Raw genomic sequence first — 26610 nt, 5'->3', positions numbered from 1 at the left:
GGGGAAGTTATCCACAGGCGAGGCGCCTGTAGCGTCTCTTCCGTGACGATCAGCGGTTCCTGGCAGCGCGCGGCGCGCGGCGCCCTCCTTCTCGACGCGGACGGCTCGGTGCGGTCCACCATCTTCGCCGAGATGAGCAACCTCGCGACCCGCACAGGGGCGATCAACCTGGGGCAGGGGTTTCCCGACTACGACGGCCCCGCCGAGGTGCTCGACGCGGCGCGTGCGGCGATCTCCGCGGGAGCCAACCAGTACCCGCCAGCGACCGGCATCCCCGCGCTCCGTACCGCGATCGCCGAGCACCAGCAGCGCTTCTATGGGATCGGTCTCGATCCCGACCGGGAGGTCCTCGTCACCGCCGGCGCCACGGAGGCCATCGCCGCCACGGTCCTCGCCCTGGTCGACGAGGGCGACGAGGTGCTCACCTTCGAGCCGTTCTACGACGAGTACGGCGCCGTGATCGATCTCGCCCGCGGCACTCATACGACCGTGCCGCTGCGCCGTCCCGACTTCCAGCCCGACCACGACGACCTACGGGCTGCGGTCACGGATCGCACCCGCCTCATCCTGGTCAACGACCCGCACAACCCGACCGGCGCCACCTTCTCCCGCGAGACCCTCGCCCTGCTCGTCGAGCTGGCGCATGAGCACGACGCGATCATCGTGACCGACGAGGTCTACGAGCACCTCGTGTACGACGGCACCATCCACACCCCGATCAGCACCCTGCCGGGCGCGCGCGAGCGGACCGTGACCATCTCGTCCGCGGGCAAGACGTTCAACACGACCGGCTGGAAGATCGGCTGGATCACCGCTCCGCCGGCCATCCTGCAGGCGATCATCGCCGTCAAGCAGTTCCTCACCTATGTGAACGGGGCGCCGTTCCAGCCGGCCATCGCGCTGGGCCTCCGCCTGCCCGACGAGGTGTTCACCGGCATCGCCGCAGAGCTGCAGTCCAAGCGGGATGTGCTCGCGAACGGACTCACCGCCGCCGGCTTCACCATCACGAAGCCCAAGGCGGGCTACTTCATCGTCGCCGATGCCGCCCCGCTCGGCTTCGATGACGGAGCCGAGCTCTGCCGCACCCTGCCCGAGCTCGCGGGCGTCGTCGCGGTGCCGATCTCCGCCTTCTGCCATCCCGAGCTCGCGGGCGAGTACCGATCGCTGGTCCGCTTCGCCTTCTGCAAGCGCCTGGACGTGCTGGAGCGCGCCTCCGCCCAGCTGAGCGCCCTGCGCCGCTGACGCGCACGCCCAGCCGCTCAGAAGCATCCGCGCGGATCAGGCGATCGACCGCCGATCAGGCCGACCGGATCATTTCGACCGCGGATCAGGCCGGTGCGACCTGATCGACGCGGGCGAGCCTGATCGGCGGGACTAGCCGATCGGTTCGACCTTGAACCGGCGCAGCTTCAGGGCGGGGTTCTTGGCACGCACGTCAGCGAGCCGCTGGGTGGAGATCCATGCGACGGCCACATCGGTCGCCTCGCCGATCTCGACCATGTGCACGCCCATCGGTCCGACGATGAGGCTGTTGCCGACTCCGATGGGTGGCGCGTGATCGGCCGCGGCGACGTAGATGGTGTTCTCGATCGCCCGCGAGGTGACCAGCGTCCGCCAGTGATTCTCCTTGAGCGGCCCGCGCACCCATTCGGCCGGGACCAGAACCAGGTCGGCGCCCGCATCGACGAGCACGCGCGTCACCTCCGGGAAGCGGATGTCGTAGCAGGTCTGCATGCCGACCCTGATGCCGCCCACCTGGAAGATCTCGGGCGGGGTCAGCTCGCCCGGCACGACCCAGTCGCTCTCCCGCTCGCCGAACGCGTCATAGAGGTGCAGCTTGCGGTAGGTGGCGAGGATGCCCGTGCCGTCGACCGCCACGAGGGTGTTGGAGAACTTCTGGCCCTGAGGCATCTGCTCGACGAAGCCGGCGACCAGGGTGACCTTGAGGCGCGCGGCGAGCTCGATGAGGCCGGTGACGAAGCGGCCCGTCAGCGGCTGGGCGTTGCGCGAGTAGCTCGCGTCCATCGGGGTGGAGAAGTAGGACGAGTACTCCGGGAAGACCACCAGCTGGGCGCCGCGCTGCACCGCAAGCTGCGCGAGACCCCTGATGCGGTCGAGGTTCTCCACGGCATCGCGGCCAGGCGCGAACTGCGCGACTGCGACTCCCAGCTGCGCGTCCGTCGTCATCGCGCCAGCCTAGCTTCGGCGATGCCCCCGACACAGGGTGCATGACCGTTCTCCGACCGGGTTCGGGTGTCGGGGGCCGGCACTAGGTTCTGCCTATGGATGCGGGATACGCGAGCACGCCGCTATGGAAGAAACTGGGCCTGAAACCCGGCACCTCTGCGCAGCTCGTCGATGCGCCCGACGGCTGGACCGTTCCGAATCCGCCTCCGGAAGTCCGCTGGCTGGACGAGTCGGGGTCGTCCGCCGATGTCGTGGTCGCCTTCTACCGGACCGCGGTCGGGGTGATGCCAGGCCTGGTCGACCTGGGTAAGCGCGTCTACCCCAACGGCGCGGTGTGGGCTGCTTGGCCGCGCAAGGCAGCGGGCCATATGAGCGATATCGATGAGAATCTGCTCCGAAACTGCGCACTGGCCCTGGGCATGGTCGACGTCAAGGTGGCGGCGCTCGATGTCGACTGGTCCGGTCTCAAGGTCGTCTGGCGTCGCGAGAATCGACGCGACTGGGCACTCACCGCCAAGCGCCCCTGACGGCACGGCAGTCAGGAAAGCGTGTGGACGATCGTCTGGCTCACGTCGAGCCTGTCCAGCGCCTCCTGGGTGGCCGGCTTGGTCTTGCCGCAGCCGTCCACTGGCCAGGCCATCCGCACCGAGTCGCCCGACGAATCGACGATCCACAGCTCGGGCACGATCTCGTAGTCGGCCGAGCACGCTCCTGAGGTCGGCGCGTCGCTCCGCACAGCGAGGGCCGCCCGAAGCTCGGACATCGGACCGGAGAGGTGCCTCTCGGTGACCGAGAACGAGCCGTCGACGACATCGCCCGAGCAGAGCACCGCCGACGCTGGGACGAACCCGGGCGGCGTGCGACCCGCCTCGGGCGCGGGCAGGTGGGCCGGGTCAGGCGATGGCGTGGGAGTCACTGTGTAGTCGGCGAAGTAGCGCATGTTGGGCGCCAGGCAGTCCACGGCCGAGACGACCTCGCCCGTCGGGGTGTTCGGTCCCGCGGACGAGCAGCCGGTAAGCGCAGCCGTGATCCCGACCACACAGGCCAGGACGATCCCGAGCCTTCTGGCTCCTGGCCTCAGCGTCACACGGGCATGCTACGTCGCCCAGGCGTCCTCCGGCCGAATCACGGCGGGTTGGGATGCGAAGCGCTGGACGAGGCGGACGCGCCGCGCGGTGCATCGAGCGCGACGCACTGCCCCGACCCGCGAACTAGCCTGGGCTCGGAGGCACAGATGACGCACGCAGCCCGATGAGCACCATCTCTGCCATCCCGGCCGCCCGTCGCATCCAGCGGACCTACCTCACCCTGATGCTCGGCAACACGTTGGCGTCGTCGTTCATCTGGGGCATCAACACCCTCTTCCTTCTCGACGCTGGCCTCAGCAACCTCGAAGCGTTCGCCGCGAACGCCTTCTTCACGGCCGGGATGGTGATCTTCGAGATCCCGACCGGAGTGGTCGCAGACACTGTCGGCCGACGCGCCTCGTACCTGCTCGGCACGGTCACCCTCTCCGGAGCGACGGTGCTCTACTGGCTGATGTGGCTGTGGCACTCGCCCTTCTGGGCGTGGGCGCTGGTCTCGGTGCTGCTCGGCCTCGGATTCACCTTCTTCTCGGGCGCGGTCGAGGCGTGGCTCGTCGACGCGCTCCGCGCGTCGGAGTACGACGGTCCGCTCGAGCCCGTCTTCGCCAAGGGAACGGTCGTCGGTGGGGTCGCGACGCTGCTCGGCTCCGTCGCCGGCGGCGCCATCGCGCAGGCGACCAACCTGGGCGTGCCCTTCCTGCTCCGCGCCGGGATCCTGCTGGTGATGTTCGTGGTGGCCTTCCTGGTGATGCGCGACATCGGATTCACGCCCGACAAGTCGGAGGGGCCGGCCCGAGCCGTCCGAACCCTGTTCCGCTCGTCGATCACCCATGGACTCGGCAATCCGCCGGTGCGGTACCTCATGCTCGCGTCGCCGTTCACCGCAGGTGTCGGCGTCTACGTCTTCTACGCGCTGCAGCCCTACCTGCTCGAGCTGTGGGGCGATCCCAAGGCCTACTCCGTCGCCGGGTTGGCTGCAGCGATCCTCGCGGGGGCGCAGATCGCCGGCGGCGCCCTCTCCCCCGTCATCGCCCGCCGGTTCCGGCGCCGCACGACCACCATCCTGCTCTCGGCCGGACTCAGCACCGTCCTGCTGCTCAGCCTCGGCGTCACCGGATCGTTCTGGCTGGCGCTCTCCCTGCTCGTCCTCTGGGGGCTGGTGTTCGCGATCAGCGGTCCGGTCCAGCAGTCGTACATCAACGACCTCATCCCGTCGAAGCAGCGCGCGACGGTGCTGTCATTCAACTCCCTGATGGGCAGCGTCGGCGGAGTCGCCCTGCAGCCGCCCCTCGGTCGGATCGCCGACCTCAACGGATATGCGTTCTCGCTCGCCGTGAGCGGGGCGATCAGCGCGGTCGCGATCCCCTTCCAGGCGCTGAGCAGGAGGCAGAAGGCGCCCGCGGACGTCTCGGGCAGCACCCCGGCGCCCGTGCCGGCAGCCGAGGCGACCGCGCCCCGCGAATGAGATGTGAACTGCCCACTTCTGCCGCCTGAAGCGCCTCTCAAGCGGCAGAATGGCAGTTCATCCACCTATCGGCACACGCAAGAAGGCCCCCACCTTGCGGTGAGGGCCTTCTCTTCTGTTGCGGGGACAGGATTTGAACCTGCGACCTCTGGGTTATGAGCCCAGCGAGCTACCGAGCTGCTCCACCCCGCGGCACGAAGAGAAACGTTACCAGACTTCCGGCGGCCTCACGACCCGAGCTCACCGGGCGACCGACCCGACGGCCAAAGGAAATGGACGCGGATCAGGCCAAATGCCTGATCCGCGTCCATCTCGAAATCACTCGCCCGAAGGTCAGCCGGCGGAGGCCGCCAGCGCTGCGGTGATGGCTGCCTGGAGACGCTGGTCAGCCTGCGCGGCCGCGACCAGGTCGTTGGCCGCATAGGCCGCCTGACGGTCCTGCAGAGCCTGGTTGGCGTCGGCGAGAGCTGCGGTCAGTGCGGCGTTGGTCTCCGGCGTGGTTGTACCGCCATCCGTTCCGCCGTCCGTTCCGCCATCGGTGCCCGTGTCGGTGCCGTCGCCCGGAGTCGTGTCCGAGGGCACGCCCGTGTCACCGGCATCCGCGCCGGAGTCTCCGCCGAACAGCGAATCCAGCGCGAGGTCCAGAGTGTCCTCGAAGGCGATGTTCTCGCCGAACGACACCAGGACCTTGCGCAGCAGCGGGTACTGCGTCTCACCGCTCGACCTGACGTACACCGGCTGGACGTAGAGCAGACCGCCACCGACCGGAAGGGTCAGCAGGTTGCCGTAGTCGACCGTCGTATCGCCTCGCGTCAGCAGCGCCAGCTGGTTCGCGACGCTCGTATCCGACTTGAAGATGTTCTGCACCTGACCGGGGCCCGGCACATCGTTGTCCGCCAGGGAGAGCAGCCTCAGCTTGCCGTAGCCGGCAGACTTCTCCCCCGCGGTCGCCCCGGCATCGGAGTCGACCGCCAGATATCCGGTCAGGATGCTCCGGCTCGCCGAGCCCGACTGGTTCGGGATGAACGTGGAGTACAGCGAGTACGACGGATCATCCGCCCCCGGCACCTTCATCGTCAGGTAGTACGGCGGCTGGAGAGTGGGATCGGTCTGCGGCGACGTCGGGTCGTTCGGCGCGCGCCACGAGTCGTTCTTCGAGTAGAAGGTGCCCGGATCGGTGACGTGGTACGTCCCCAGCACCGTGCGCTGCACCTTGAACAGGTCGGCCGGGTACCGAACATGGCTGATCAGCTGAGCGGACATGTCGCTCACCGGCTTGATCGTGTTCGGGAACACCTTCTGCCACGACCGGATGATCGGATCCGTCGGGTCCCACGCGTAGAGGGTGACCGAGCCGTCGTACGCGTCGACCGTGGCCTTGACCGAGTTGCGGATGTAGTTGATGTCATCCACCGCATAGGCGGGCTCGGGCGTGTAGGTGTCGGCGATGGCCGAGCTCAGCGACTGCACCTCGGAGTACGGATACGACGACGAGGTCGTGTAGCCGTCGATGACCCACTGCAGACGGCCGTCGACGACCGCCGGATAGGCGTCCGAATCGAGCGTGAGGTACGGCGCGACCTTCTGCACGCGGGTCTTCGGATCGCGGTCGTAGAGGATCTGCGAGCTCGAGGTCACCGCGTTGGAGAGGAACACCTGCTCCGACTGGAACTTGAGGGCGTAGACGAGCCGGTTGAACCAGTTGTCGAGCTTGGGGCCGCCGTCTCCGGTGAAGGTGTTGTAGATCTGGGAGTCGCCCGTACCGCCACCCGACGGGTAATCGAGCTCGATCGGATCGGCGCCCTCTGGGCCGCCGACGATCGAGTAGGCGGGCGAGTTCTCGCCGAAGTAGACGCGCGGCTCGAAGTCTCCGAGGGCGCCACTCGAGGGGATGCCGCTCTCGATGAAGACGGGCTGGCCGTCGGCCGAGCGCTGGTTGCCGTAGGCGGCGACCAGGCCGTAGCCGTGGGTGTAGACGACGGTGCGGTTGTACCAGGTGGTGCCGGCGCCGAGGCCGTCCTGGTTGAGCTCGCGCACGGCGACGACGGCGTCGGTCGTCTTGCCGTCGATCGTGTAGCGGTCGACGTCGAGATCGTTGGAGAACAGGTAGTACTGCTTGAACTGCTCGAGCTGGCCGAACGACGGCGAGACGATGGCGGGGTCGAGGATGCGGATGTTCGCCGTGGTCTCGGCGTCGTTGCGCAGGGCGCCAGCTGTCGCGTCGGTGCTCGCCTCGTAGGTCGTCTCCTCGACGCCCGCGATGCCGTATGCGTCGCGCGTGCCCGCGATGTTCCGCTCGATGTAGGCCTTCTCGAGCGTGGCCTCGCTCGGGTCCACCTGGAAGCGCTGGACGACCCAGGGGTAGATCGAGCCGACGACGATGCTCGCGATGACCAGCAGCGCCGTGCCGATCAGCGGAAGCCGCCAGCGGCCGATGACCGCGGTGACGATGAAGAGGATCGCCACGATCCCGGCGGCGAGCGCCAGGATCTGACGTCCGGGGATGACCGCGTAGACGTCGGCGTAGGTCGCTCCTGTGACCAGCTTTCCGGCGCCCTGGGTGAGGGTGAGGAACTGGTCGAGGTAGATGCTCACGGCCTGCAGCGCCGCGTAGAGCGCGGCGGTGACGGCGACCTGAACGCGAGCGCCCTTGGAGATGCGCACCTCGCGGCCGGCGACGCGGAGGGCGCCGTAGAGGTAGCTCGTGCCGAGGCCGGCGAGTCCGGCGACGAGGACGATCGCGGAGGCGAATCCGACCACTCCGTGCCAGAACGGCAGATCGAACAGGTAGAACGAGACGTCCATCCCGAACTGCGGATCCACCGTGCCGGTCTGGGTCCGGTTGAAGTAGAGCAGCACCGCTTCCCAGCGGGTGGAGGCCGAGACGCCCGAGAAGAGCCCGATGACGATGGGGACGCCGAAGGTGGCCAGGCGGCGCAGCGGCTCGATGACCTGCTGGTAGCGATCGAGTTGAGAGCCGAGGCGGGCGTAGATGGGTCGGAACCGGTACGCGGCGGAGATGCTCACGAAGACGGGGATGGCCATGCCGAGGAAGCCGACGAAGAAGAGCGCGATCCCCGTGCCCCACTGGGTGAGGAGGACTCCGAGGTAGTGCAGCTGGTCGAACCAGAGGATGTCGGCGTAGAGGCCGGCGAACACGAAGAAGAGGATGAGGAGTGCTGCGACGATGCCGGCGGCGATAGCCAGAGTGGCCCGATTACGGCGACGTGGCGCGGTTGCTGTGGACGTCACGGAGCAGAGCCTACCCGGCGGTGCATGTGGGAAGTCCGGACGCGTCCCCGCCATCTCCGAGCGTATCCAGGACGTCTATGGAGTCCTGAAGGGTCCCCACTGCGTACACGCTGAGTCCGGCTGGGATATGCCCGACGACCTCGTCGCAGTTGGACTCCGGCGCGAGGAAGATCGTCGCGCCCGCATCACGGGCGCCGTAGAGCTTCTGGCGGATCCCGCCGATGGCTCCGACCTGGCCCGCGCCGTCGATCGTGCCCGTTCCCGCGATGGTCGCGCCGTCGGTCAGCGATCCGGGCGTCAGCTTGTCGTAGATGCCGAGCGCGAACATCATCCCCGCGCTCGGGCCGCCGACGTCGGCCAGGTCGATGTTGACGTCGAACGGGAAGGTGTAGTCGGCCGCGACGCCGACGCCCAGCACCGTGGCGCCGTTGCTGTCGAAAGGAGTGACCTCCTCGGTCACCGGGTCGCCGTCGCGGAGGATGCCCACCTCGGCAGGGCTGCCCGTGCCGTGCTCCTTCAGCGCGGCGCGCAGCTCGCTGAGGTTCGCCACATCCTCGCCGTCGACGCTGACGATCTGATCGTCGATCTCGAGGACATCCGCCGCAGACGTGCCGTCGCTGATCGCGAGCACGGTGATCGTGCTGGGAATGTCGTAGCCGAGCTCGGTGAGGGCGGCGGCCACGGCTTCCTTCTGCGAGTTCTCCATCTGGATGCGGCTCTCCTCGCTCCGATCCGTCGAGGAGACGCCGACCGGATAGATCGACTCGAGCGGCTGGATGGACTTGCTGGGGTCGAACCAGGCGAGGGCGAGGTCGAGCAGCCGAGGCGTGCTCCCGGGAGATCCGACGATCGACACGGTGAGCAGATCGAGCGACCCCGTGGTGTCGTAGGTGGTCTCGGAGGGGATGTCGATCAGCGGGACGGCGTCGCCCGAGTCGTCGTTCGAGACGCCGAGGGTGTCGAAGACCGGCCCCGGCTGTTCGATGACATACGCGGACGGCAGCAGGGCGAGCACCAGCGTGATCACGAGTGCGACCAGCACCATCACCCATCCGATGCTCACGGTGTCGAGCGGGCGTCGCTCGCGAGGTGCGTCGAGATCGTCGGTCGATGGCAGATCGAGGAGGCTCACACGAGTCTTTCTGGCAACGGGGCGGTCGAGATGCGGGCGCATCCCCGCGCATCCATGGCCCGCCGTCCGGATGCACGCGGCGATCCGGACCGGTGCGGAGATGTTCGCCGCGGGCAGAAGAAGCAGGCCTCACTGTAAGCCGAATAACCTCTGAGCCGCGTGAAGCGGCGACTACCGTAGGAATTCAGCGGGCGACACGAGAAGGAGTCCACTCATGGCGGAAGGTGCGGCGGACGACGCCGAGCGCGATCCTCGCGACCAGGAGGAAGAGCTGCGCGAGATGCTTCGCCAGATCATGAGCGGCGAGGGCGGCATCGATCCGTCCAAGCTCGTCGGACTTCCCGGCCTGCCCGGCGACGCTGCGGGGATCTCGAGGCTGATCAGCCAGTTCCAGGGCGCCTTGGCGAACGCCGGCGACGGGATCAACTGGAAGCTGGCCACCGATCAGGCGGTGGAGTTCGCGAAGCAGACCAGCTTCACGCCCACCGACCAGCAGCGCGGCGATCTCGATCAGGCGATCAACGTGGCCGGCCTCTGGCTCGACGAGTCGACCGTCATCTCCCAGCTCGTCGAACCCGCCAAGCTGATGACCCGCGTGGAGTGGATCCAGCAGACCATGCCGTTCTGGAGCCAGCTCGCCGAGCCGGTGGCCACGGGCATCTCCGATGTGCTGACCCGACTCCTCCGGGAGCAGGCTCCGGAGGAGCTGAGCGAGATGGGCGGCATGTTCCAGGACGCCAGCCGCCTTGTCAAGGGCGTCGGCGGCACGCTGTTCGCCTTCCAGCTCGGCCAGGTCGTCGGCCAGCTGAGCAGTGAGGTGGTGTCGGGCGGCGACGTCGGCATCCCTCTGCTCGAGGAGCGTGCGGCGCTGCTCCCCCAGAACCTCGGCTCGTTCGGCGAGGGACTCGACATCCCCCAGGACCAGATCGCGCTGTACCTGGCGGTTCGCGAGCTGGCGCATGCCCGACTGTTCAAGCACGCGCGCTGGCTCCGGCTGCAGCTCATCACCTCGATCACCGAGTTCGCCCGAGGGATCAGCATCGACACGTCCGCCGTCGAGAGCCTCGTGCAGAGCTTCGACCCCAGCAATCCGGAGGAGCTGCAGGCGGCCCTCACGCGGGGCGACCTGATCATGCCGAAGAGCGAGCAGCAGCTAGCCGCGCTCGCCCGGCTCGAGACCATGCTCGCGCTCGTCGAGGGGTGGGTCGACGTCGTGACCGCGCACGCCACCGCGCGACTGCCCAGGTCGGACGCGATCGGCGAGTCCGTCCGCCGACGCCGGGCGACAGGCGGCCCCGCGGAGTCGGCGTTCGCCACCCTCGTCGGGCTGGAGCTGAGACCGCGGCGGCTCCGCGAGGCGGCCAGGATGTGGCAGATCGTCACCGACACGATGGGCGCGGACAAGCGCGACGAGCTGTGGTCGCATCCCGACCTGCTGCCGACGGCCGCCGACATCGACGACCCCGAGGCGCTCGTGCGGCGCCTCCAGGGCGAGGGCGGCGACGGCGACGACATGGATCAGGCGCTCGAAGAGCTGCTCCGCGACCCGGAGTAGCACCTCCCTTCTCGGTGAGCTGCCCAGTTCTGCCGCCTGCGATGCCCGCAGGCAGCAGATTTGGGCAGTTCGCGCAGCTGGGGTGGGGATAACCGGACGAGGGTGGCGACGTCGCGCGCACCATGTCGCGCATCGTGCAGATCGATCCATCCCTCGCGTGCGTCTGGCGCTCGCCGAACAGCTTCCAGCTCGGCGTCGACCCGGTGCGGGTCCGCCTGGATTCCGTCTCATCGGCGGAGGAGCGCATCATCGTGGCCCTGCTGGCGGGCGTCGACGATCGGCGCCTGAGCGAGATCGCGGTGAGTGCGGGCTCGTCCCCCGACGGACTCGCCGAGCTGATCGCGCTCCTCGGCCCTGCCCTGATGACCACTCCCCGGCGGCGCGGCCTGCGGGTCGCGATCGAGCGCGCGGTGCCCGACGAGCCGCAGAGCACGCCGATCGGCACCTCGCGCTACGACGACCGGCTGCTGGCCCACCATCTCGGTGCGCTCGGCCACGAGCTGGTCCCACGACACGGGTCGGCACGGCGGCGGCAGCCTCAGCTCGCCCTGCTCGTGGCGGATCACGTCGTCTCGCCCGGCGCCGCGCAGCACTGGCTCTCCCGCGGAGTCCCGCACCTGCCGGTGGTCACGTCCGACCAGGCGGTGCGGATAGGCCCGCTCGTGCTTCCGGGGATCACTCCGTGCCTGCACTGCGCTGCGCTCCACCAGATCGACGAGGATCCCGCGTGGCCGGCGGTCGCCTCTCAGCTGACCTCGCCGCAGAGGAGGAGGCCGACACCGGACCTGCCCGAGCTCGCCCTCGAATCCGTGCTGTTCGTCGGCCGGTTGGCCGATCGGCTGCGCCCGGACGGCGCGAATGGTCCTGCAGGCATCGCCCGCGCGGCCGTTGCCGGAGTGGATCTCGCAGGCGTCGCGGATCTTGCCGGAATCGTCTGGCGGATAGCCTCCGACGGCTCCGTCAGCGAAGCGGAGCTGGCGCCGCATCCTCGATGCGGCTGTCAGGCGCTGGCAGTCGCAGCTCACTCAGGAACCGCGACGGCTGCCGCGGCGACGACCGATGGGGCGAGACGCTCACGAACGACAGTCGCAGAGTCTCGCGCGCGCGAGTGACCCCGACGTACAGCAGCCGGCGCTCCTCGTCGATCGCGGCCTCATCGGTCGCGTAGGTGATCGGCAGATAGCCCTCCGAGAGTCCGATGAGGTAGACCGTCTGCCATTCGAGTCCCTTGGCGGAGTGGATCGTCGCGAGGTTGACCGCCTCGAGCGTCGGCTCGTGCTGCGCGGCCTGACGCTCCACGAGGTCGTCGACGAACGCCGCCAACGTGGTGCCGGGAGGCGACTGCTCGGCCAGGCCCATGATCGTGTCCAGCGACTCCCACCGATCGCGCACCGCGCCGCGCGCCTCGGGCGCGTCCTGCGCCCATCCGAGGGAGCGCAGGACATCGCTCACCGTCTTGAACAGGGGCTCGGAGGAGAGGGTCATGACCGCCGCGCGGAGCATCATCATCGCCTCCTTGACCTCGCGCAGCTCGAAGAACCTCCCCGCGCCGCGGACGGTGAAGGCGATCCCGCGCTCGTCGAGAGCCGCTTCGAGCGCCGCAGACTGCGAGTTGATCCGGTAGAGCACCGCGATGTCGCGCGCGTGCGCCCCGGCCTCGATCCGCAGCGCGATGTCGTCGGCGATGCTGCGCGCCTCGGCGACCTCGGATGGGTACTCCTTCAGCGCCACCACCGGCTGCGGCACGGCCCCGGAGTGCTCGGCGGCGGGCGTGAGCGACAGCGCGCCGGGCCGTCCGCGCATCAGGCTGTTGGCCGCGGCGATCACCTCCACGTCGGAGCGATAGTTGCGCTCGAGTCGGATCACCTCGGTGCCCGGGTACCGGCTGCCGAACTCGAGCAGGTAAGCCGCCTTGGCGCCCGCGAAGGAGTAGACCGTCTGGCTCGCGTCGCCGACGACGCACACGTCGCGTCGATCGCCGAGCCAGCTGTCGAGCAGCTGCTGCTGCAGGGGCGACACGTCCTGGTACTCGTCGACGACGAAGAACCGGTACTGCTCGCGCACCTGCTGGGCGATCCGCGGCTCGTCCTCGATCATGCCGATGGTGGCGAGCAGCACGTCCTCGAAGTCGAGCTGGCGCCTGGCGTCCTTCACCGTCTCGTACGAGCGCTGGATCGAGGTCGCCCTCCGCGGATCCAGGTTGCTGGGCAGCGCGCGATGCGCGGCCTTCTCCTCGTACTCCTCGAGCGACAGGCCGCTCACCTTGCGCCACTCGATCTCGGCGGCCATGTCGCGCAGGCCGGCGGTGTCGAGTCGCACCCCGGCGCTCTCGGCGGCCTGCGCGAGCAGACGCGCCTTGCCTTCGAGCACTCGGGGAAGAGTGCCGCCGATGACCTGCGGCCAGAAGAAGCTGAGCTGGGCGAGGGCCGCCGAGTGGAAGGTGCGAGCCTGGACGCCCGCGGCTCCCAGCATGCGCAGCCTGCTCTTCAGCTCGCCCGCGGCGCGAGTGGTGAAGGTGAGCGCCATGACCCGGCCCGGCGGGTAGGCGCCACTTGCGACCCCGTAGGCGATCCGGTGGGTGATCGCCCGCGTCTTGCCCGTGCCCGCTCCGGCGAGCACGCAGACCGGACCGATCAGCGCCTCGGCGACCCGGCGCTGGTCGGCATCGAGCCCGTCGAGCAGGGAATCGGCGGATGGCAGGGGCTGCTCGATCGCCGCTCCGCCGCGAGCCGCAGGGCTCACGGTGCGTCCAGCGGGCCGCCGAACCACTGCTCGATGATGGCGCGCGCGATCGAGGCCCGACCGGGGATGCCGATGGTGCGGACGCCATCGCTGAGATCGTGGCGGGTGAACCAGCGGAGGTCGATGATCTCCTCGCCGTCCGGAACGGCGTCGGGGCTCCCGGGCGCGAGCCGTGCGCTGAAGCCGATCATGATCGATGCCGGGAACGGCCATGGCTGCGAGCCGAGGTACACGGGGTCGACGACGACGATGCCGGCCTCCTCGTTGATCTCCCGGATGACGGCCGCCTCGAGCGATTCGCCCGGCTCGACGAAGCCGGCGAGCAGGCTGTAGCGATCGCCTCCCCACAGCGCGTTCGCGCCGAGCAGGAGCCGGTCCTGGTCGTCGAGCACGCCGACGATGATCGCGGGATCGGTGCGCGGGAAGATGTGCTGCCCGCTCGACTCCTCGTCGTGGCCGTCGGGATGCCGGACCCAGCCGCCCTTGGCCGGCACGGTCGCCTCGCCGGTGCGCGGCGAGAACGTGTGCGAGGCGTGGAAGTTGGTGATGGCCAGAGCCTGGGTGAACAGCCCGGCGTCGAGCGCGCTCAGCTCGGCGCCGATTCGGCGCAGATCTCCCCAGGACCCTCGGTCGGCCTGGATGGCATCGGCCTGCTCGTCCGAGAGCACGACCGCGACGACACCGCTGCCGACGATGCCGCTGTCCACCAGCGCATCCTCCGCGATACGGCCCAGGTACACGGCCGTCTCGGCACGGGGGACGTCGGCGAACGGCACGAGGTCGAGCGCGACGGGGTCGGTGGACGACAGCAGGGCCTGCCCCCGGGAGAGCAGCAGCGCACGGGTCGCGGCATCGGCGCGCAGCTCGTCGAGGAGGCCGGGCGTGGCTCGGGCGAGGTAGTCGCGATCCACCCCGGATCGCGAGAGCGGGAGCCGCGCTGAGAAGGAGTCCGGCATCATGCCTGCCATTCCGGGAGCTCATGCGTCCGCGTGCGGACCGCCGACGAAGGGTTCGAGATCGGGAACGGGGATCGGGCGCTGGCGGCCTGACCTCGCCAATCTGCGTGGCGAACGGGGGCGGAGGAGCGCGCTCGACCTACCCTGTTCGACATGGCCAGATCCCATCTCACTCTAGCCGCGTTGGCCACGTCGGCCGTGCCGGGACTCGATGTCGCCGCCGCGCAGCCGTTCACCGCCAACCGGCACGGCGAGTACGACTCTGCGTTGATCACCGCCCGTGACGGGCACCATTTCCTCGTCCGGGTGCCCACCTCCGACCAGGCCGAAGTCGCCCAGGCCGCCGAGCTCACGGCGCTCGCCGCGCTGAGCGCCGGAGTGCGCAGCCGCCTTCCGTTCGCGCTGTCGACGTTCGTCGGCACCTCGCCTGTCCGCGACCCGAGGGGTCTCCCCCGGGCCGCCAACGTCTACGAGTTCGTGTATGGCCGACGCGTCGTGGTCGAGCGGATGAGCCAGGAGCTCGCCGCCTCGATCGGCCGCGCGATGGCCGCCCTGCATGCGCTGCCGGCGAGCTTCGTGATCGACGCGGGCCTGCCCGTGGTCAGTGCCATCGACAGCCTGCGCTCCGTGGTCACCGTGATGGACCGGGCCGCCGCGACCTCGCTGGTGCCGGCCGTGCTGCTCTCCCGCTGGGAGACCGCCACGGACGACACCTGGCTCTGGCAGTACCAGCCGACGGTCATCCACGGCGCGATGTCGGCCGATGTGCTGCTGCACGCCGATTCGATGGACGGCGATGAGATCGTCGGGGTGCTCGGCTGGGCCGATCTGCGCATCGGCGATCCCGCCCGCGACCTGTCCTGGACCCTGTCCGCCCCATACGGCGACCTGGTCGACACCGTCTTCGAGTGCTATGCGGCCGCACGGCACACCACGGCCGACCGGGGCATCCGGCGGCGAGCGATGCTCTATGCCGAGCTGGAGCTCGCCCGCTGGCTGCTGCACGGGGCGGACACCCGCGACACCGAGATCGTGGAGGATGCCGTCGACATGCTGGAGTCGCTCGCGGCGAGCCTGCAGGGCGACGTCGGCGCGGGCCTCGCGCACGAGACCGGACCGGTGCTGAACGTCGACGAAGTGCAGCGGATGCTGGATGCTCACCCGACCTACCCGTTCGACCAGCACCCCCGCCGCTCCCTCACGGAGTAGCACCCACCGCAACCGGTCTCGAGACGCGCCGTAGACGGCGCTCCTCGACCAACGAAGGATGCCCCCGCCCGCAACCTCGTTGGTCGAGGAGGGCGCCCCGCGCCCGTCTCGAGACCGGCCCGCCATGCCTCGAAGGCTCGAGACGCGCCGTGAGCGGCGCTCCTCGACCAACGAGGTATGGCATTTTGCTGTTCGAGGACGGCGCCCTGGGCCACAGCGAACGCGTGCGCTGGGTACTCGAGACCGGTCGGTTCAGCCGACCGCCGAGAGCCAGCGCTGTTCGAGCTCCGCCTCGTCGAGCAGGGACTCGGGTCGGATGATCAGGTCGTCGGCGACGTAGTAGAACGCGGCGTCGATCTCTCCCGTCGGCACGTCGAGGTAGCGCGACAGCGCGAGCCGGTAGAGCGCCAGCTGATACTGCTTCTGCTCGTAGTCGGCTGCGCCCTTGGGCGGCGCACCGGTCTTCCAGTCGACGATCTCCCACCGTTCGCCGCGCCGATACACCGCGTCGATCTTGCAGACGACGATCTGGCCCGCGAACGGAAGGTGGATCTCGAGCTCGACGTAGCTCGGCGCGAGGCTCGCCCACTCGGACCGCTCGAAGATCTCCTTGAGCCGATCCAGATCTGCGGACTCCGCGAAGTCGTCGAGATCGAAGTCGTCGTCTTCGGGGAGCCCGTCCACGATGTCTGCGGTCGCGGCGGATTCCGCACGCTGCTCCACCCAGCCGTGGAAGACGGTGCCGAGTCGGGTCTGCCGGTAGGGACGCTCGGGCATCGGTCGACGCAGCGCTGTGGCCACCTCGCCAGGGGAAGTCACGTAGTCCTTGAACCGGGACGCCGAGATGCGCACGGGCAGCTCGATGGCGCCCGCCGCAGCACGACGTGCGTTCCGCTCACGGATGAGCACGTCGAGGTGCTCGCTCCACCTCGTCACCCCACTCGGGTCGGCCGAGCGAACGGCCGCGGCGGCGGCCTCGACCCGTGGGCGGCGAGCGCCGAGCGGATCCTTCGGCCACGAGATCGTCGAGCCGAGCGACTCGAGCGGATTCTCCTCCGCCTCTGGCGCCTGGGGCAGCGGCTCATCGAACAGCCCGGCCTCCTCGAGGTCGCGGAGGAACACCCCCGGCTTGCGAGCATTCTTCTGAGTCGACCAGAACGATCCGGTGAGAAGCAGGTCGCGCCGGCTGCGCGTGATGGCCACGTAGGCGAGCCGACGCTGCTCTTCGAGATGACGGGTGTCGACCTCGGTCTCGAAGGCGGCCTTGGCGTCGATGAACTCCTTCTGCGTCGCGGCACCGCGCCAGTTGAGCGTCGGAAGATCGAGCGCGTCGCCGCGGAACTCGTAGGGCAGCGCTCCGAAGCTCAGCCAGCCCTGCTTGCTGCGGATCTTCTCGGGCAGCTCATCAGCGACCATCCGCGGGATGACCACGGTGTCCCACTCAAGGCCCTTGGACTTGTGGATCGTGAGCACCTGCACGGTTCCGGCCTGGGGGTCGTCCTCCCCCACGCTCAGCCTGTCGCGCTCCTCGGCGAGGTCGAGCCAGTCGAGGAAGGACGCGAGGCCCGCGGACGGGTCGCTCGCCGCGAAGTCGACGAGGTGCTCGACGAAGGCGTCGAGGCTCGCCCGTCCGGAGGTCGTCGTGTCGTTCGCCGCGACCTCGATATCGAGCAGCAGCTCCTGCTCCACGACGGTCACGAGGTCGGGCAGCGCGAGGCCGACCCGTCCGCGCAGGCCCGCGATGAGCCCGCCGAGGTCGCGCAGCCGGGCGACCCCCTCTTCGGTGAACGCGTCGAGCTGCGAATGCTGAGGCGCTCCCGACGAGCTCGGCTTGAGGGCGGCGATGAAATCGAGGGCGTCGATGAGCGACGCGTTCTCGTCGACGGCGACCGATCGCCGAACCCGCTGGGATACGTCGTCGGTGAGCTTCTGCTGCCGGTAGTCGCGCTCGACGAGCCAGCGCGCGACGCCGCGGAGGGCGGCGATGTCGGAGACGCCCAGTCGCCAGCGCGCGCCCGCGAGCAGACGGATCAGGTAGGAGCCCGCCGTGGGGTCGCCGATCACCTTGAGCGCGCAGACCAGGTCGGCGACGGCGGGCTCCTCGAGCAGGCCGCCGAGACCGAGCACGACGTAGGGCACGCCCTGGGCGTCGAGGGCTCGAGTGAAGACGCCCGATTTGCGCAGCGAGCGCATGAGGATGGCCGCGGTCGGCGGCTGTCCCTTCGAGGTCGGCTCGGTGAGGCGCTCCTTGAGCCAGAGCGCGATCCGCTCGGCCTCGACGGCGACCGTCTCGTCGTAGTGCACGTCGAGGCGGCCCTCGGGAGCCGCCGGCCGTGGCTCGAGGCGTTCGACCCGCACCGCGGATCCTGCCGTGAGGGGCGCCGCAATCGTGTTCGCCGCCATCAGGATGCGCGAGGGATTGCGCCAGCTCGTCGAGAGCGCGTGCTCAGGGACCGCATGGCGATCCCGGCCGTCTTCCGCGGGATCCGCAGCACCGGGGCGCACCCCGAAGTCGCGTCCGAAGCGCGCGAGGTTGCTCGCGCTGGCGCCGCGCCAGCCGTAGATCGACTGATGCGGGTCGCCGACGGCGGTGACGGCGACGCGGTCCGATCCGCCGAACAGCGTCGAGAGCAGCGCGGTCTGCACGACGCTCGTGTCCTGGTACTCGTCGAGCAGCACGACCGGGTAGCGCTCCTGGTACGACTCGACGACTCCGGGCACCTGGCGGCAGATCTGCAGCGCGAGGGCGACCTGGTCGGAGAACTCGATCACGCCGGCCGCGATCTTGCGCTCGGCCAGCTCGACGCCCATCTCGACCAGCGGCGGCAGGGTCTGCAGGATCGCGTTCGCGCTCACGAGGTCGGCGTAGGGCGTGACCTTCTTGCCGCCGGGCGGCAGGTTGAGCAGCAGGGCGAACTGCTCCGCCATCCGCTCGACCGCCGCGGGGTCGACGAGGTTCTCCGACATCGTGCGACTGAGGTCGAGCATTGCCTCGATGATGTTGTCGAGCGATCGCCCGAAGTCGACCAGCCGCGGGTCGAGCGAGTCGATGACCGTGCGCCTCGCGAGCTGCCACGCCGACGCCTCGGACAGCACTCGGGCTTCGGGCTCGCGGCCGATCGAGACGGCGTGCTCGGTGTGCAGCGCACTCGCGAACGAGTTGTAGGTCGAGATCGTCGGCGACTCGAAGATGTCCCAGCTCTCATGGGCGAGACCCGTCTCAGCCAGAGCGTGCACGCGCTCGCGAACGCGGACGAGGAGCTCCCCCGCCGCCTTGCGGGTGAAGGTGAGGCCGAGGATCCCGGATGGCCGCACCTTGGCGTTCGCGAGCAGCCAGACGACCCGCCCGGCCATCGTCTCGGTCTTGCCGCTGCCTGCACCCGCAATGACGAGACTCGACACCACGGGTGCCTCGATGATCGCCTTCTGCTGCGGCGTGGGTCGCGGAAGCTCGAGTGCGTCGGCGATCTCGTCCGCTCCGATGGGAGCCCGAGTCGGGACCTCCACCGCGGTCGTCTCGAGGGAGTCGAAGTCGAAGGCGGCCATATCGGCAGGGCTTCTCCCTGCCCTCCTGGTGTCGGCGCCGCTCACGAGCTGACCTCCCCCAGCAGATGGATGCGCTTCGCGTACTCGGCGAGCGGATGACGGTCCCCCACCACCTCGGTGCCGGGGAAGCTGTCGGCCGCCATGCCTGCTGCCGCCGCCGCGATCCGCGCTCGGAACCGCTCGACGGCCTCGTCGTCGTACGCGCCCTGGACGCCCTGCCAGTACATCCGGCCGGCCTGAGGAGACGAGACGAAGAGCAGCTTGGCTCCCGCCTGCTCGGCACCGGCGGGGATCACGTCGAGGACACCCGCCTGCGCCGCGAGCTGGTAGGCGCCGAGCTGGGCGTGGTCGGGCAGGTCGGCCGCGGCGGGCTTGGTCGCACCCGTCTTCAGGTCGACGATCTGCACCCGGCCCTCTCGATCGCGTTCGATCCGATCGATCGTGCCCGAGAGCAGAGCGCCGCCGATCGCGAGCTCGAAGCGGGTCTCGGCGCCGAGCAGCTCGCTGCCGCTGTCGCGGAAGTCCACGAGGTACTGCGAGATGCCCTCGATCAGGCGCTGGGTCTTGGCACGCTGCGCGGTCTCGAGCCACTCCGACTCGAACTCGAGCTCGCTCCAGCGCTCCTCGATGGCTGCGACGAGCGCCGGAACGCTCACATCGGCGTCGGGATCGAGCGAGAACTCCTCCATCGCGGAATGCAGCACGGTGCCGAGGTTGGCGGCGAGCCCGGACGGCGATGCCGCCATGGCATCGAGGAACCAGTTGAGCGGCACCTTCTCCCACTTCTCGAGCTGGGAGGGCGAGACGCGCACGACAGCGCCTTCGGCGGCGAGATCGACCAGCGGCGCGGTGGAGCTGATCGGCTCGAGCCCATACCAGCTGGCGGGGTCGGCGCCGGCGACGCCCTCCTGAGCGAGACGGGCCAGCGCGTATGAGGCACGCGATGTCGGATCCGCCACCAGCTCCCGGCGGAGCGAGCCAACCATGCCCCGCAGGGACAGGGGGTACGGGGCAGGCACGCGCAGCGGCGCCTTCTCGACCAGCCGCGTGAACGCCGACGGCTGCTCGTCGGCGCTCATCACGGCGCTCACGACGAGCAGTCGGGTGGCGCGTGAGACGGCGAGCGCGAACATCCGCAGCTCGTCGTTCAGCACGGCACGGCGCTCGTCGAGGTCGATGATCGGCAGACCGGCGGCGACATCGACCAGGGCCTGCGGGTGCAGCAGCGATCCGCGCAGGCGGAGGTTCGGCCAGACCCCCTCCTGCACCCCGGCGACCACCACGACGTCGAACTCCGCACCGATGACCGCGGTCGGGGTGCAGACGATCACCGAATCGGAGGTCGAACGCGGAGCGAGGCTGTCGTCGGGCACGTCGGTCTCGAGCTGCTCGGCGAGGAACTCGGTCGGAGTGCGATGAGGCGAGCGCTCCACGTAGTTGCGCGCAGCGGTGAACAGCGCGACCACGCCGTCGAGGTGATGGTCGGCCTCGTCGCCGAGGACACCGGTGCGGCGGGACTGCTGCTCCCAGGTGCGGGCGAGGCCGCTGCGATCCCAGGCGAGCCAGAGGAGCTCCTCGATCGTGTCCTCCGCCTCGGTCGCGGCGCGCAGCCGCGCGATCGAACCCGCCAGCCGGCCGGCGGACCGGGCGGCCGCGAGGTCGAGCCCGGCGAAGCCGTCTTCGGTCGCCATCGCCTCTTCGAGCAGCGCGTCGGCGGATCGGCTGCCGCCGTCCGCGAGTTCGACGTGACGGAGCGCGAGACGGAGCCTGCGCAGCGAGACGCCGTCCAGTCCGCCGAACGGACCGAGCAGCAGCTCGGTGAGGCGCTCTGCGGTGGCGGGGAGCAGGCCGCTTCCGACGGCCACCAGGGTCATCAGGTGCCGGGGTGCCCACTGCTCCCGAAGGGGCCTGCTCGCGAGCGACGCGCGGCTCGGCACCTCGTGGACGGCGAGCCCGCGGGTGATGGTCGGGATCGAGCGCCCCGACCGCACGACCACCGCCATCCGGTGCCACGGCACGCCCTGCAGGACGTGCTGCTCGCGCAGGAGCCGGGCGATCTGGCGGACTTCATCAGCCCCTGTCCCCGCGCTGATCCGCTGCACCGAATCGGACGCCGGCACCGACGGCGCGACGGCAGCCGAGGCGCCCGCGACACCGCCCACCGGCACGCTGGACGCCTCGCGATGCGCGACGAGACCGACCGACCCGATCAGCCGGGTGGTCTCCTGGACGAGGCTGCGCAGGGTGGCGTCGTGGCGATGCACCTGACGCAGCACGAGGGTCGGCAGGTCTCCGAGTCCGAGATGCTCCCCCAGGTCGGAGAGGAAGCCGGGCTGAGCACCCCGGAACCCGGTGCTGGAGACGTCGGGGTCGCCGAACACGATCACCCGCGCGCCGCGCGAGGCCCATGCACGCAGCAGACCGACGCCGGCGCTCGTCAGCTCGTGGCCGTCGTCGACCACCACCAGGCGCGGGATGGACGACTCGTGGCCGGCGAGTATGGCGGCAGTCGCCTCGGCGAGCAGATCGGCGGAGTCGAGGGAGGTCTCGCGGGCCTGGTCGAGCACATCCTGGTACTGGGCGACGAACTCGGCAGCGGCGACCCATTCCGGATGATCGTGGGCGCGACCCAGGCGTGCGAGCTCGGGGGTCGTCATCGCCAGCTCGGTGGTGCGGCCGATCAGCTCGCGCAGCTCGGTACGGAAGGCAGGCAGCGCGCGCACCTCGGCGGGGAGCGTCGGCGGCCAGACCGGACCCGTGCCGTCTGCTTCGTTGCCCTCGAGGAGGTCGGCCACGATGGCGTCCTGTTCGCCTCCAGTCAGCAGGCGAGGTGCTTCCCGTCCCATCCGCAGCGCCTCGGATCGGGCGATGGAGTAGGCGGCCGAGACGATCGTGCGCGCGAGAGGGCCGGTGGTGGGGATGCCTACCCGCAGACCGAGGCGATCGCGCAGAGCGGTCGCCGACTGCCGGGACGCCGCGAGCACGAGCAGGTCGGTGGATGCCCAGTCCCGCTCGAGGAGGTGCTGCGCGACCAGCTCGACGAGCGCGGTGGTCTTGCCCGATCCGGGAGCGCCGATGACCGCTGCCGACATGGCGTCGGGCAGTCGGAGGACCGCACGCTGGGAGGGATCGAGCTGCACGGCATCCGCGAGAGCGGGGCGGGGCGGGCGCAGTTCGAGGGACATCGCCACCACGCTAGTTCCGGCGTCCGACACCCGGTCGGCGAGTCGCCGAAAGCGGCTCGGATCCGATCGCAGATGCGCGCGAGCGACGTCCGCCCGCCCAGGCGATGCGGGATCTGCCGTGAGCGAAAGGCCGCCGGAGGGCGAATGCGGGTGTCGTAGTCTGGGCGTCGAAGTCGAGGAGCGGCGTCTGTCCGCCTCCGGCTCCGCTACGACGAAGGGCACCCCGTTGGAAATCCGCATCGGCATCCAGAACAGCGCACGCGAGCTCAGCTTCGAGACGGCCTCGACCGCGACCGAGATCGAGCAGGCCGTCTCCGACGCCTTGTCCGGAGCCGCTCCCTTCATCAAGCTGACCGACGACGCCGGCAAGGTCTACATCGTCCCCACCGCCACCTTCGCGTTCATCGAGGTCGGCAGCGAGAAGACGCGTCGCGTCGGCTTCGTGGCCTGAGCCCAGCCGAGCACTCGGACTCCGGGCATGGAACTGCTGTTCGTCGCACTCGGCGGCCTGCTTGTCGGCGTGATCGCGTACTACGCGCTCCCCCAGCGCACCGCGAAGGGCGCGGCGCTGATCCCCGCCGTCGGAGGCGTTCTCGCCTCGGTGATCTGGGTGGCGCTCACCTGGGTCGGCCTCGCCTACGACGAGCCCGTGATCTGGCTGATCACCGCAGCCGCGACGATCGTGGGCACTGTCGTCTCCTGCATCCTGGTGAGCCGGAGTCGAGTGCGCCACGACGACGAGCGCTTCGCAGAGCTGAGCTCGCGAGCCGTCTGATTCCAGCGTTGCACGGATCCGGAGAAGTTGCACGGATCCGGAAGCGTGCGTCGATCGGGGGTCATCGGCGGTGCGTCAGGACCGATCAGCGCTGTGCATGGGGTCACCTCCGGATCGGCGAGAGATCTCCGGATCCGTGACAGGAGCTAGGCGGTGAGCCCGAGCCGATCCATCCGGCGGGTGTGATCCGCCATCAGCTCGGTGAGCACCGGCTCGATCCTGGCCTCGCCGGCGGGCGGGTTGACCGGGTGCGGCAGCGCCGACCGCGCCATCAGCAGGGTGTCGCCGACCAGTCTGCGTCCCCAGACCGCCAGTCGCGAGGCGAGTCGCGGATCCTTCGACATGCCGTCGGCGAGCAGCTGGACGATGTCCTCGGAGCCCGCGTCCGACGAGATGCTGGCGCTGATCTTGGCGCCGCCGTCGAGGTTCCCGGTGATGCGGCCGAAGAAGTCGTCGAGCAGGCCGCTGGTGAAGTAGATGCTGGCGAGGTCCTCGTACCAGTCGGCGCCCTGCACCATCTCGAAGTACCTGTCGATCGCTGCGGTGTGGACGGACATGGCGGCCGACGAGTCGGCTCCACGGGAGTCGAGCTCCGCGATGATGGCCGAGTGCTTGGCCAGCACCTTGCCGGCGGCCGCCGAGAGGCTGCCCTTCGCCTCGAGGGTCGGGGCGGTGGATGCGGCGCGTGAGAGCGCCTCGAAGTGCCCCAGCTGGAGGTAGGCGGCCTGCCCGAGCACAGCGATCGGATCGGGCGTCAGATCGTCGAGGCCGACGCGCTCGACGCGCTGCGGTTCGCGGCCGCGCCCTCTGGGGCGATGCTCGGCTCCGTCGCCGTGCCGTCCGAACCACGCGATCACACGTCGAGTTTAGGGTGCGCGGCGCGTCCGCTCCTGACGAACGGCATCTGAGCGGGCCTCATCGTCAGCCCCAGCCGTTAGACTGCTGGGGACTTCCGTGCTCTATCCGGAAGGGAATGCGCCCCAGTCTCAGAGGGCGCGACTATCAGACAGGCGCTCAAACCTCCGTGACTTTCCGTGAACTCGGGGTCGACACCGATATCGTCGACGCCCTCGCAAGCAAGAACATCCTCGAGCCTTTCCCGATCCAGCAGCAGGTGATCCCCCTCGCCCTCTCGGGTCAGGACATCATCGGCCAGGCCAAGACCGGTACCGGCAAGACCTTCGGCTTCGGCCTCCCGATCATCCAGCGGCTGGGCCTCGAGCCCGGCCCCGGCGTGCAGGCCCTCGTGGTCGTGCCGACCCGCGAGCTCTGCGTCCAGGTGACCCAGGACCTCGAGGACGCCGTCGCCAACCGCGGCACCAAGATCGTGTCGATCTACGGCGGCAAGGCGTACGAGGGTCAGATCGAGCAGATCAAGGCGGGTGCCCAGATCGTCGTCGGCACCCCCGGCCGCCTGCTCGACCTCGCCGGCCAGCGCCTGCTGAACCTCAAGGAGGTTCGCGAGATGGTGCTCGACGAGGCCGACAAGATGCTCGACCTCGGCTTCCTCAGCGACATCGAGAAGCTCTTCGCGCAGACCCCGCCGACTCGGCACACCATGCTGTTCTCCGCCACGATGCCGGGCCCGATCGTGGCGCTCGCCCGCCGGTTCATGAACCGTCCCGTGCACATCCGCGCCACCGATCCCGACGAGGGCCTGACCCAGGCCAACATCAAGCACCTCATCTACCGCGCGCACTCGCTCGACAAGGACGAGGTCGTCGCCCGCATCCTCCAGGCCGAGGGCCGCGGCAAGACCGTCATCTTCACCCGCACCAAGCGGGCGGCGGCCAAGCTGGTCGAGGAGCTCGGCGATCGCGGCTTCAACACCGCCGCCGTGCACGGAGACCTCAGCCAGGAGCAGCGCGAGCGCGCCATGGCCGCGTTCAAGGCAGGCAAGAAGGACGTCCTCATCGCCACCGACGTCGCCGCGCGCGGAATCGATGTCGACGATGTGACGCACGTCATCAACCACACGATCCCGGATGACCCCGACACCTACCTGCACCGCGCTGGCCGCACCGGCCGCGCGGGCAAGACCGGCATCGCCGTGACGTTCGTCGACTGGGACGACCTGCACAAGTGGGCGCTCATCAACCGCGGGCTCGACTTCGGGCAGCCCGAGCCGACCGAGACCTACTCCTCGTCGCCGCACCTCTTCACCGATCTGAACATCCCCGCAGGCGCACGCGGGCGGATCGCTCCCCCGCCCCCCGTCCAGCAGGCCGTCCGTGAGCACATGCACGACGACGGCTCAGACGGCGACGCGGGTTCGGCGGGATCCGGCGCCGATGCAGCCGCCGACCGCTCCTCGCGCGGCCCCCGTCGTCGCGGACGCGGCGGATCGGGTGGTTCCGGCGGATCGAGCGGCGGATCGGCTGGCGGCTCGACGAACCATGCCGGTTCGACCTCGCAGTCCGCTCCCGCGAGCACGGCGGCTGTCGACGCGCACGCCGAACACGCTCCGGGCTCCGGTACCCACGACGGCAGCGGCGCCCCGCGCCAGCGCCGTCGGCGCCGCCGCGGTCCCCGCACCACCCCTACCGCGTAGCAGCGATACCTCGAACTGCCCAGTTCTGCCGCTCGGAGACACCTCCAGGCGGCAGAACTGGGCAGTTCATCGTTCAGGTGCGCGTGGACTGCTCGGGCAGGACGGGCTTCCAGCCGGTGGCCTCGGCGATGATCATCTCCGCGACCTCCGGATCGGTGGTGTTCTCCCCGAGCCGGTTGTGCTTGCCGGTGCCGTGATAGTCGCTCGACCCCGTGATCTGCAGCCCGAAGTGGTCAGCCAACCGCAGCAGCTCACGGACGCCGTCGGGACTGTTGTCGCGGTGCCGCGCCTCGACGCCGAAGAGCCCTGCGTCGACGAGCTCGGCGAGGTAGTCGACGGGCGGGAGCCTGTCCCGGCTGACGGCGGGGTGCGCGATGACGGGGACTCCCCCGGCCGCGCGGATCAGCCGCACGCCTTCCAGGGGCTCCGGCGCATAATGCGGCTCGTAGTAGCCCGCGCGCCAGTGCAGGATCGTCGCGAAGGCCTCGCCGCGATCTCGCGAGTGCCCGCGCGCGACCAGCGCATCGGCGATGTGCGGACGGCCGACCGTCGCGCCGGGTGTGGTCTGAGCGACCACATCGGCCCACTCGAGCTCGTAGTCCTGGGCGATCCGATCGACCATGGTCTCGGCTCGGGAGAGGCGATCGGTGCGGATGCGCGTGGTCTCGGCCAGCAGCGCCTCGTCCGCCGGATCGAAGAGGTAGCCGAGCATGTGGATGCTCGCCCAGCCGCGGCGGGTGCTGAGCTCCATGCCAGGGAGCAGGCCGACGCCTGTTCGCTCTGCCGCTTCTGAGGCCTCGGCCCAGCCGGCGGTCGAGTCATGATCGGTGAGCGCGACGGTGCCGATGCCCGCAGCGGCGGCCGCTGCGATCAGCTCCGCCGGCGTCTCGGTGCCGTCGGAGACCGAAGAGTGCGTGTGCAGGTCGATGGGGCCTGGCACGCGCATCCGCTCATGCTACGTCGTTCCCGG

At 69.7% G+C, this 26610-nt stretch carries 18 protein-coding genes and 1 tRNA gene; 8 read left to right on the top strand and 11 right to left on the bottom strand.

Annotation, left to right across the window (positions count from 1 at the left end; all coding sequences use genetic code 11):
* Nucleotides 1–42: 42 nt before the first annotated feature.
* Entirely contained in the window at nt 43–1242 is a 1200-nt protein-coding gene (locus tag E6C64_RS16930) for an aminotransferase class I/II-fold pyridoxal phosphate-dependent enzyme (protein WP_136428866.1), read from the top strand.
* 132 nt (nt 1243–1374) lie between these two features.
* On the opposite strand, the gene E6C64_RS16925 is transcribed toward E6C64_RS16930, so the two are convergent.
* Nucleotides 1375–2187 (bottom strand): carbon-nitrogen hydrolase family protein, encoded by an 813-nt coding sequence (locus tag E6C64_RS16925; RefSeq protein ID WP_136428865.1) that lies wholly within the window; start codon nt 2185–2187, stop codon nt 1375–1377.
* Between the two features lie 95 nt (nt 2188–2282).
* On the opposite strand from E6C64_RS16925, the gene E6C64_RS16920 reads away from it, so the two are divergent.
* Entirely contained in the window at nt 2283–2714 is a 432-nt protein-coding gene (locus E6C64_RS16920) for a DUF3052 family protein (protein ID WP_136428864.1), read from the top strand.
* Between the two features lie 11 nt (nt 2715–2725).
* Here E6C64_RS16920 and E6C64_RS16915 read toward each other — a convergent pair whose 3' ends face one another.
* Nucleotides 2726–3274 carry a hypothetical protein gene (locus tag E6C64_RS16915; RefSeq protein ID WP_136428863.1) on the bottom strand — a complete coding sequence of 183 codons (549 nt, stop codon included), beginning with the start codon at nt 3272–3274 and terminating at the stop codon, nt 2726–2728.
* A gap of 164 nt (nt 3275–3438) precedes the next feature.
* Here E6C64_RS16915 and E6C64_RS16910 point away from each other — a divergent pair, with 164 nt between their 5' ends.
* On the top strand, nt 3439–4737 hold the full coding sequence (locus E6C64_RS16910) for an MFS transporter (protein WP_136428862.1): 1299 nt from the start codon (nt 3439–3441) through the stop codon (nt 4735–4737).
* Nucleotides 4738–4855: 118 nt separating this feature from the next.
* Here the strand turns inward: E6C64_RS16910 and E6C64_RS16905 are convergent.
* The 3 genes from E6C64_RS16905 to E6C64_RS16895 form a co-directional block, all read right to left on the bottom strand.
* Nucleotides 4856–4929: transfer RNA gene (locus E6C64_RS16905), tRNA-Met, on the bottom strand.
* Nucleotides 4930–5070: 141 nt separating this feature from the next.
* A complete protein-coding gene (locus tag E6C64_RS16900; RefSeq protein ID WP_233255694.1) occupies nt 5071–7989 on the bottom strand; it encodes a UPF0182 family membrane protein in 2919 nt (972 codons plus the stop codon).
* Nucleotides 7990–7999: 10 nt separating this feature from the next.
* A complete protein-coding gene (locus E6C64_RS16895; protein ID WP_233255693.1) occupies nt 8000–9121 on the bottom strand; it encodes a YlbL family protein in 1122 nt (373 codons plus the stop codon).
* Nucleotides 9122–9335: 214 nt separating this feature from the next.
* Here E6C64_RS16895 and E6C64_RS16890 point away from each other — a divergent pair, with 214 nt between their 5' ends.
* Nucleotides 9336–10676 carry a zinc-dependent metalloprotease gene (locus tag E6C64_RS16890; protein WP_136428860.1) on the top strand — a complete coding sequence of 447 codons (1341 nt, stop codon included), beginning with the start codon at nt 9336–9338 and terminating at the stop codon, nt 10674–10676.
* Nucleotides 10677–11636: 960 nt separating this feature from the next.
* On the opposite strand, the gene E6C64_RS16885 is transcribed toward E6C64_RS16890, so the two are convergent.
* Nucleotides 11637–13418: an ATP-dependent helicase gene (locus E6C64_RS16885; RefSeq protein WP_199241106.1), complete on the bottom strand. Its 1782-nt coding sequence runs from the start codon at nt 13416–13418 to the stop codon at nt 11637–11639.
* On the bottom strand, nt 13415–14386 hold the full coding sequence (gene nudC, locus E6C64_RS16880) for an NAD(+) diphosphatase (RefSeq protein ID WP_136428858.1): 972 nt from the start codon (nt 14384–14386) through the stop codon (nt 13415–13417). The genes E6C64_RS16885 and nudC overlap by 4 nt, the downstream gene beginning before the upstream one ends.
* 141 nt (nt 14387–14527) lie before the next feature.
* Between nudC and E6C64_RS16875 the strand changes: the two genes are divergently transcribed.
* A complete protein-coding gene (locus tag E6C64_RS16875; protein WP_136428857.1) occupies nt 14528–15583 on the top strand; it encodes a phosphotransferase in 1056 nt (351 codons plus the stop codon).
* Nucleotides 15584–15835: 252 nt separating this feature from the next.
* Here E6C64_RS16875 and E6C64_RS16870 read toward each other — a convergent pair whose 3' ends face one another.
* Nucleotides 15836–19129, bottom strand: coding sequence for an ATP-dependent DNA helicase (locus E6C64_RS16870; RefSeq protein WP_136428856.1), 3294 nt, complete (start codon nt 19127–19129; stop codon nt 15836–15838).
* A 41-nt stretch (nt 19130–19170) separates the two neighbouring features.
* A complete protein-coding gene (locus E6C64_RS16865; protein WP_136428855.1) occupies nt 19171–22314 on the bottom strand; it encodes an ATP-dependent helicase in 3144 nt (1047 codons plus the stop codon).
* A 226-nt stretch (nt 22315–22540) separates the two neighbouring features.
* Here E6C64_RS16865 and E6C64_RS16860 point away from each other — a divergent pair, with 226 nt between their 5' ends.
* Nucleotides 22541–22765, top strand: coding sequence for a DUF3107 domain-containing protein (locus tag E6C64_RS16860; RefSeq protein WP_136428854.1), 225 nt, complete (start codon nt 22541–22543; stop codon nt 22763–22765).
* Between the two features lie 27 nt (nt 22766–22792).
* The gene (locus E6C64_RS16855; protein ID WP_136428853.1) at nt 22793–23089 is read left to right on the top strand and encodes a hypothetical protein; all 297 of its coding nucleotides are present in this window, start codon (nt 22793–22795) and stop codon (nt 23087–23089) included.
* A 146-nt stretch (nt 23090–23235) separates the two neighbouring features.
* Here the strand turns inward: E6C64_RS16855 and E6C64_RS16850 are convergent, their stop codons facing one another.
* A complete protein-coding gene (locus E6C64_RS16850) occupies nt 23236–23946 on the bottom strand; it encodes a ferritin-like fold-containing protein (protein WP_233255692.1) in 711 nt (236 codons plus the stop codon).
* Between the two features lie 167 nt (nt 23947–24113).
* On the opposite strand from E6C64_RS16850, the gene E6C64_RS16845 reads away from it, so the two are divergent.
* Nucleotides 24114–25640: a DEAD/DEAH box helicase gene (locus E6C64_RS16845; protein WP_136428852.1), complete on the top strand. Its 1527-nt coding sequence runs from the start codon at nt 24114–24116 to the stop codon at nt 25638–25640.
* A gap of 73 nt (nt 25641–25713) precedes the next feature.
* Here the strand turns inward: E6C64_RS16845 and E6C64_RS16840 are convergent, their stop codons facing one another.
* Nucleotides 25714–26586: a PHP domain-containing protein gene (locus E6C64_RS16840; RefSeq protein ID WP_136428851.1), complete on the bottom strand. Its 873-nt coding sequence runs from the start codon at nt 26584–26586 to the stop codon at nt 25714–25716.
* Nucleotides 26587–26610: the final 24 nt, after the last annotated feature.

The sequence above is a fragment of the Naasia lichenicola genome (genome assembly GCF_004801885.1).
Lineage (GTDB): Bacteria > Actinomycetota > Actinomycetes > Actinomycetales > Microbacteriaceae > Naasia > Naasia lichenicola.
This window is presented reverse-complemented; position numbering and strand designations above follow the sequence as displayed.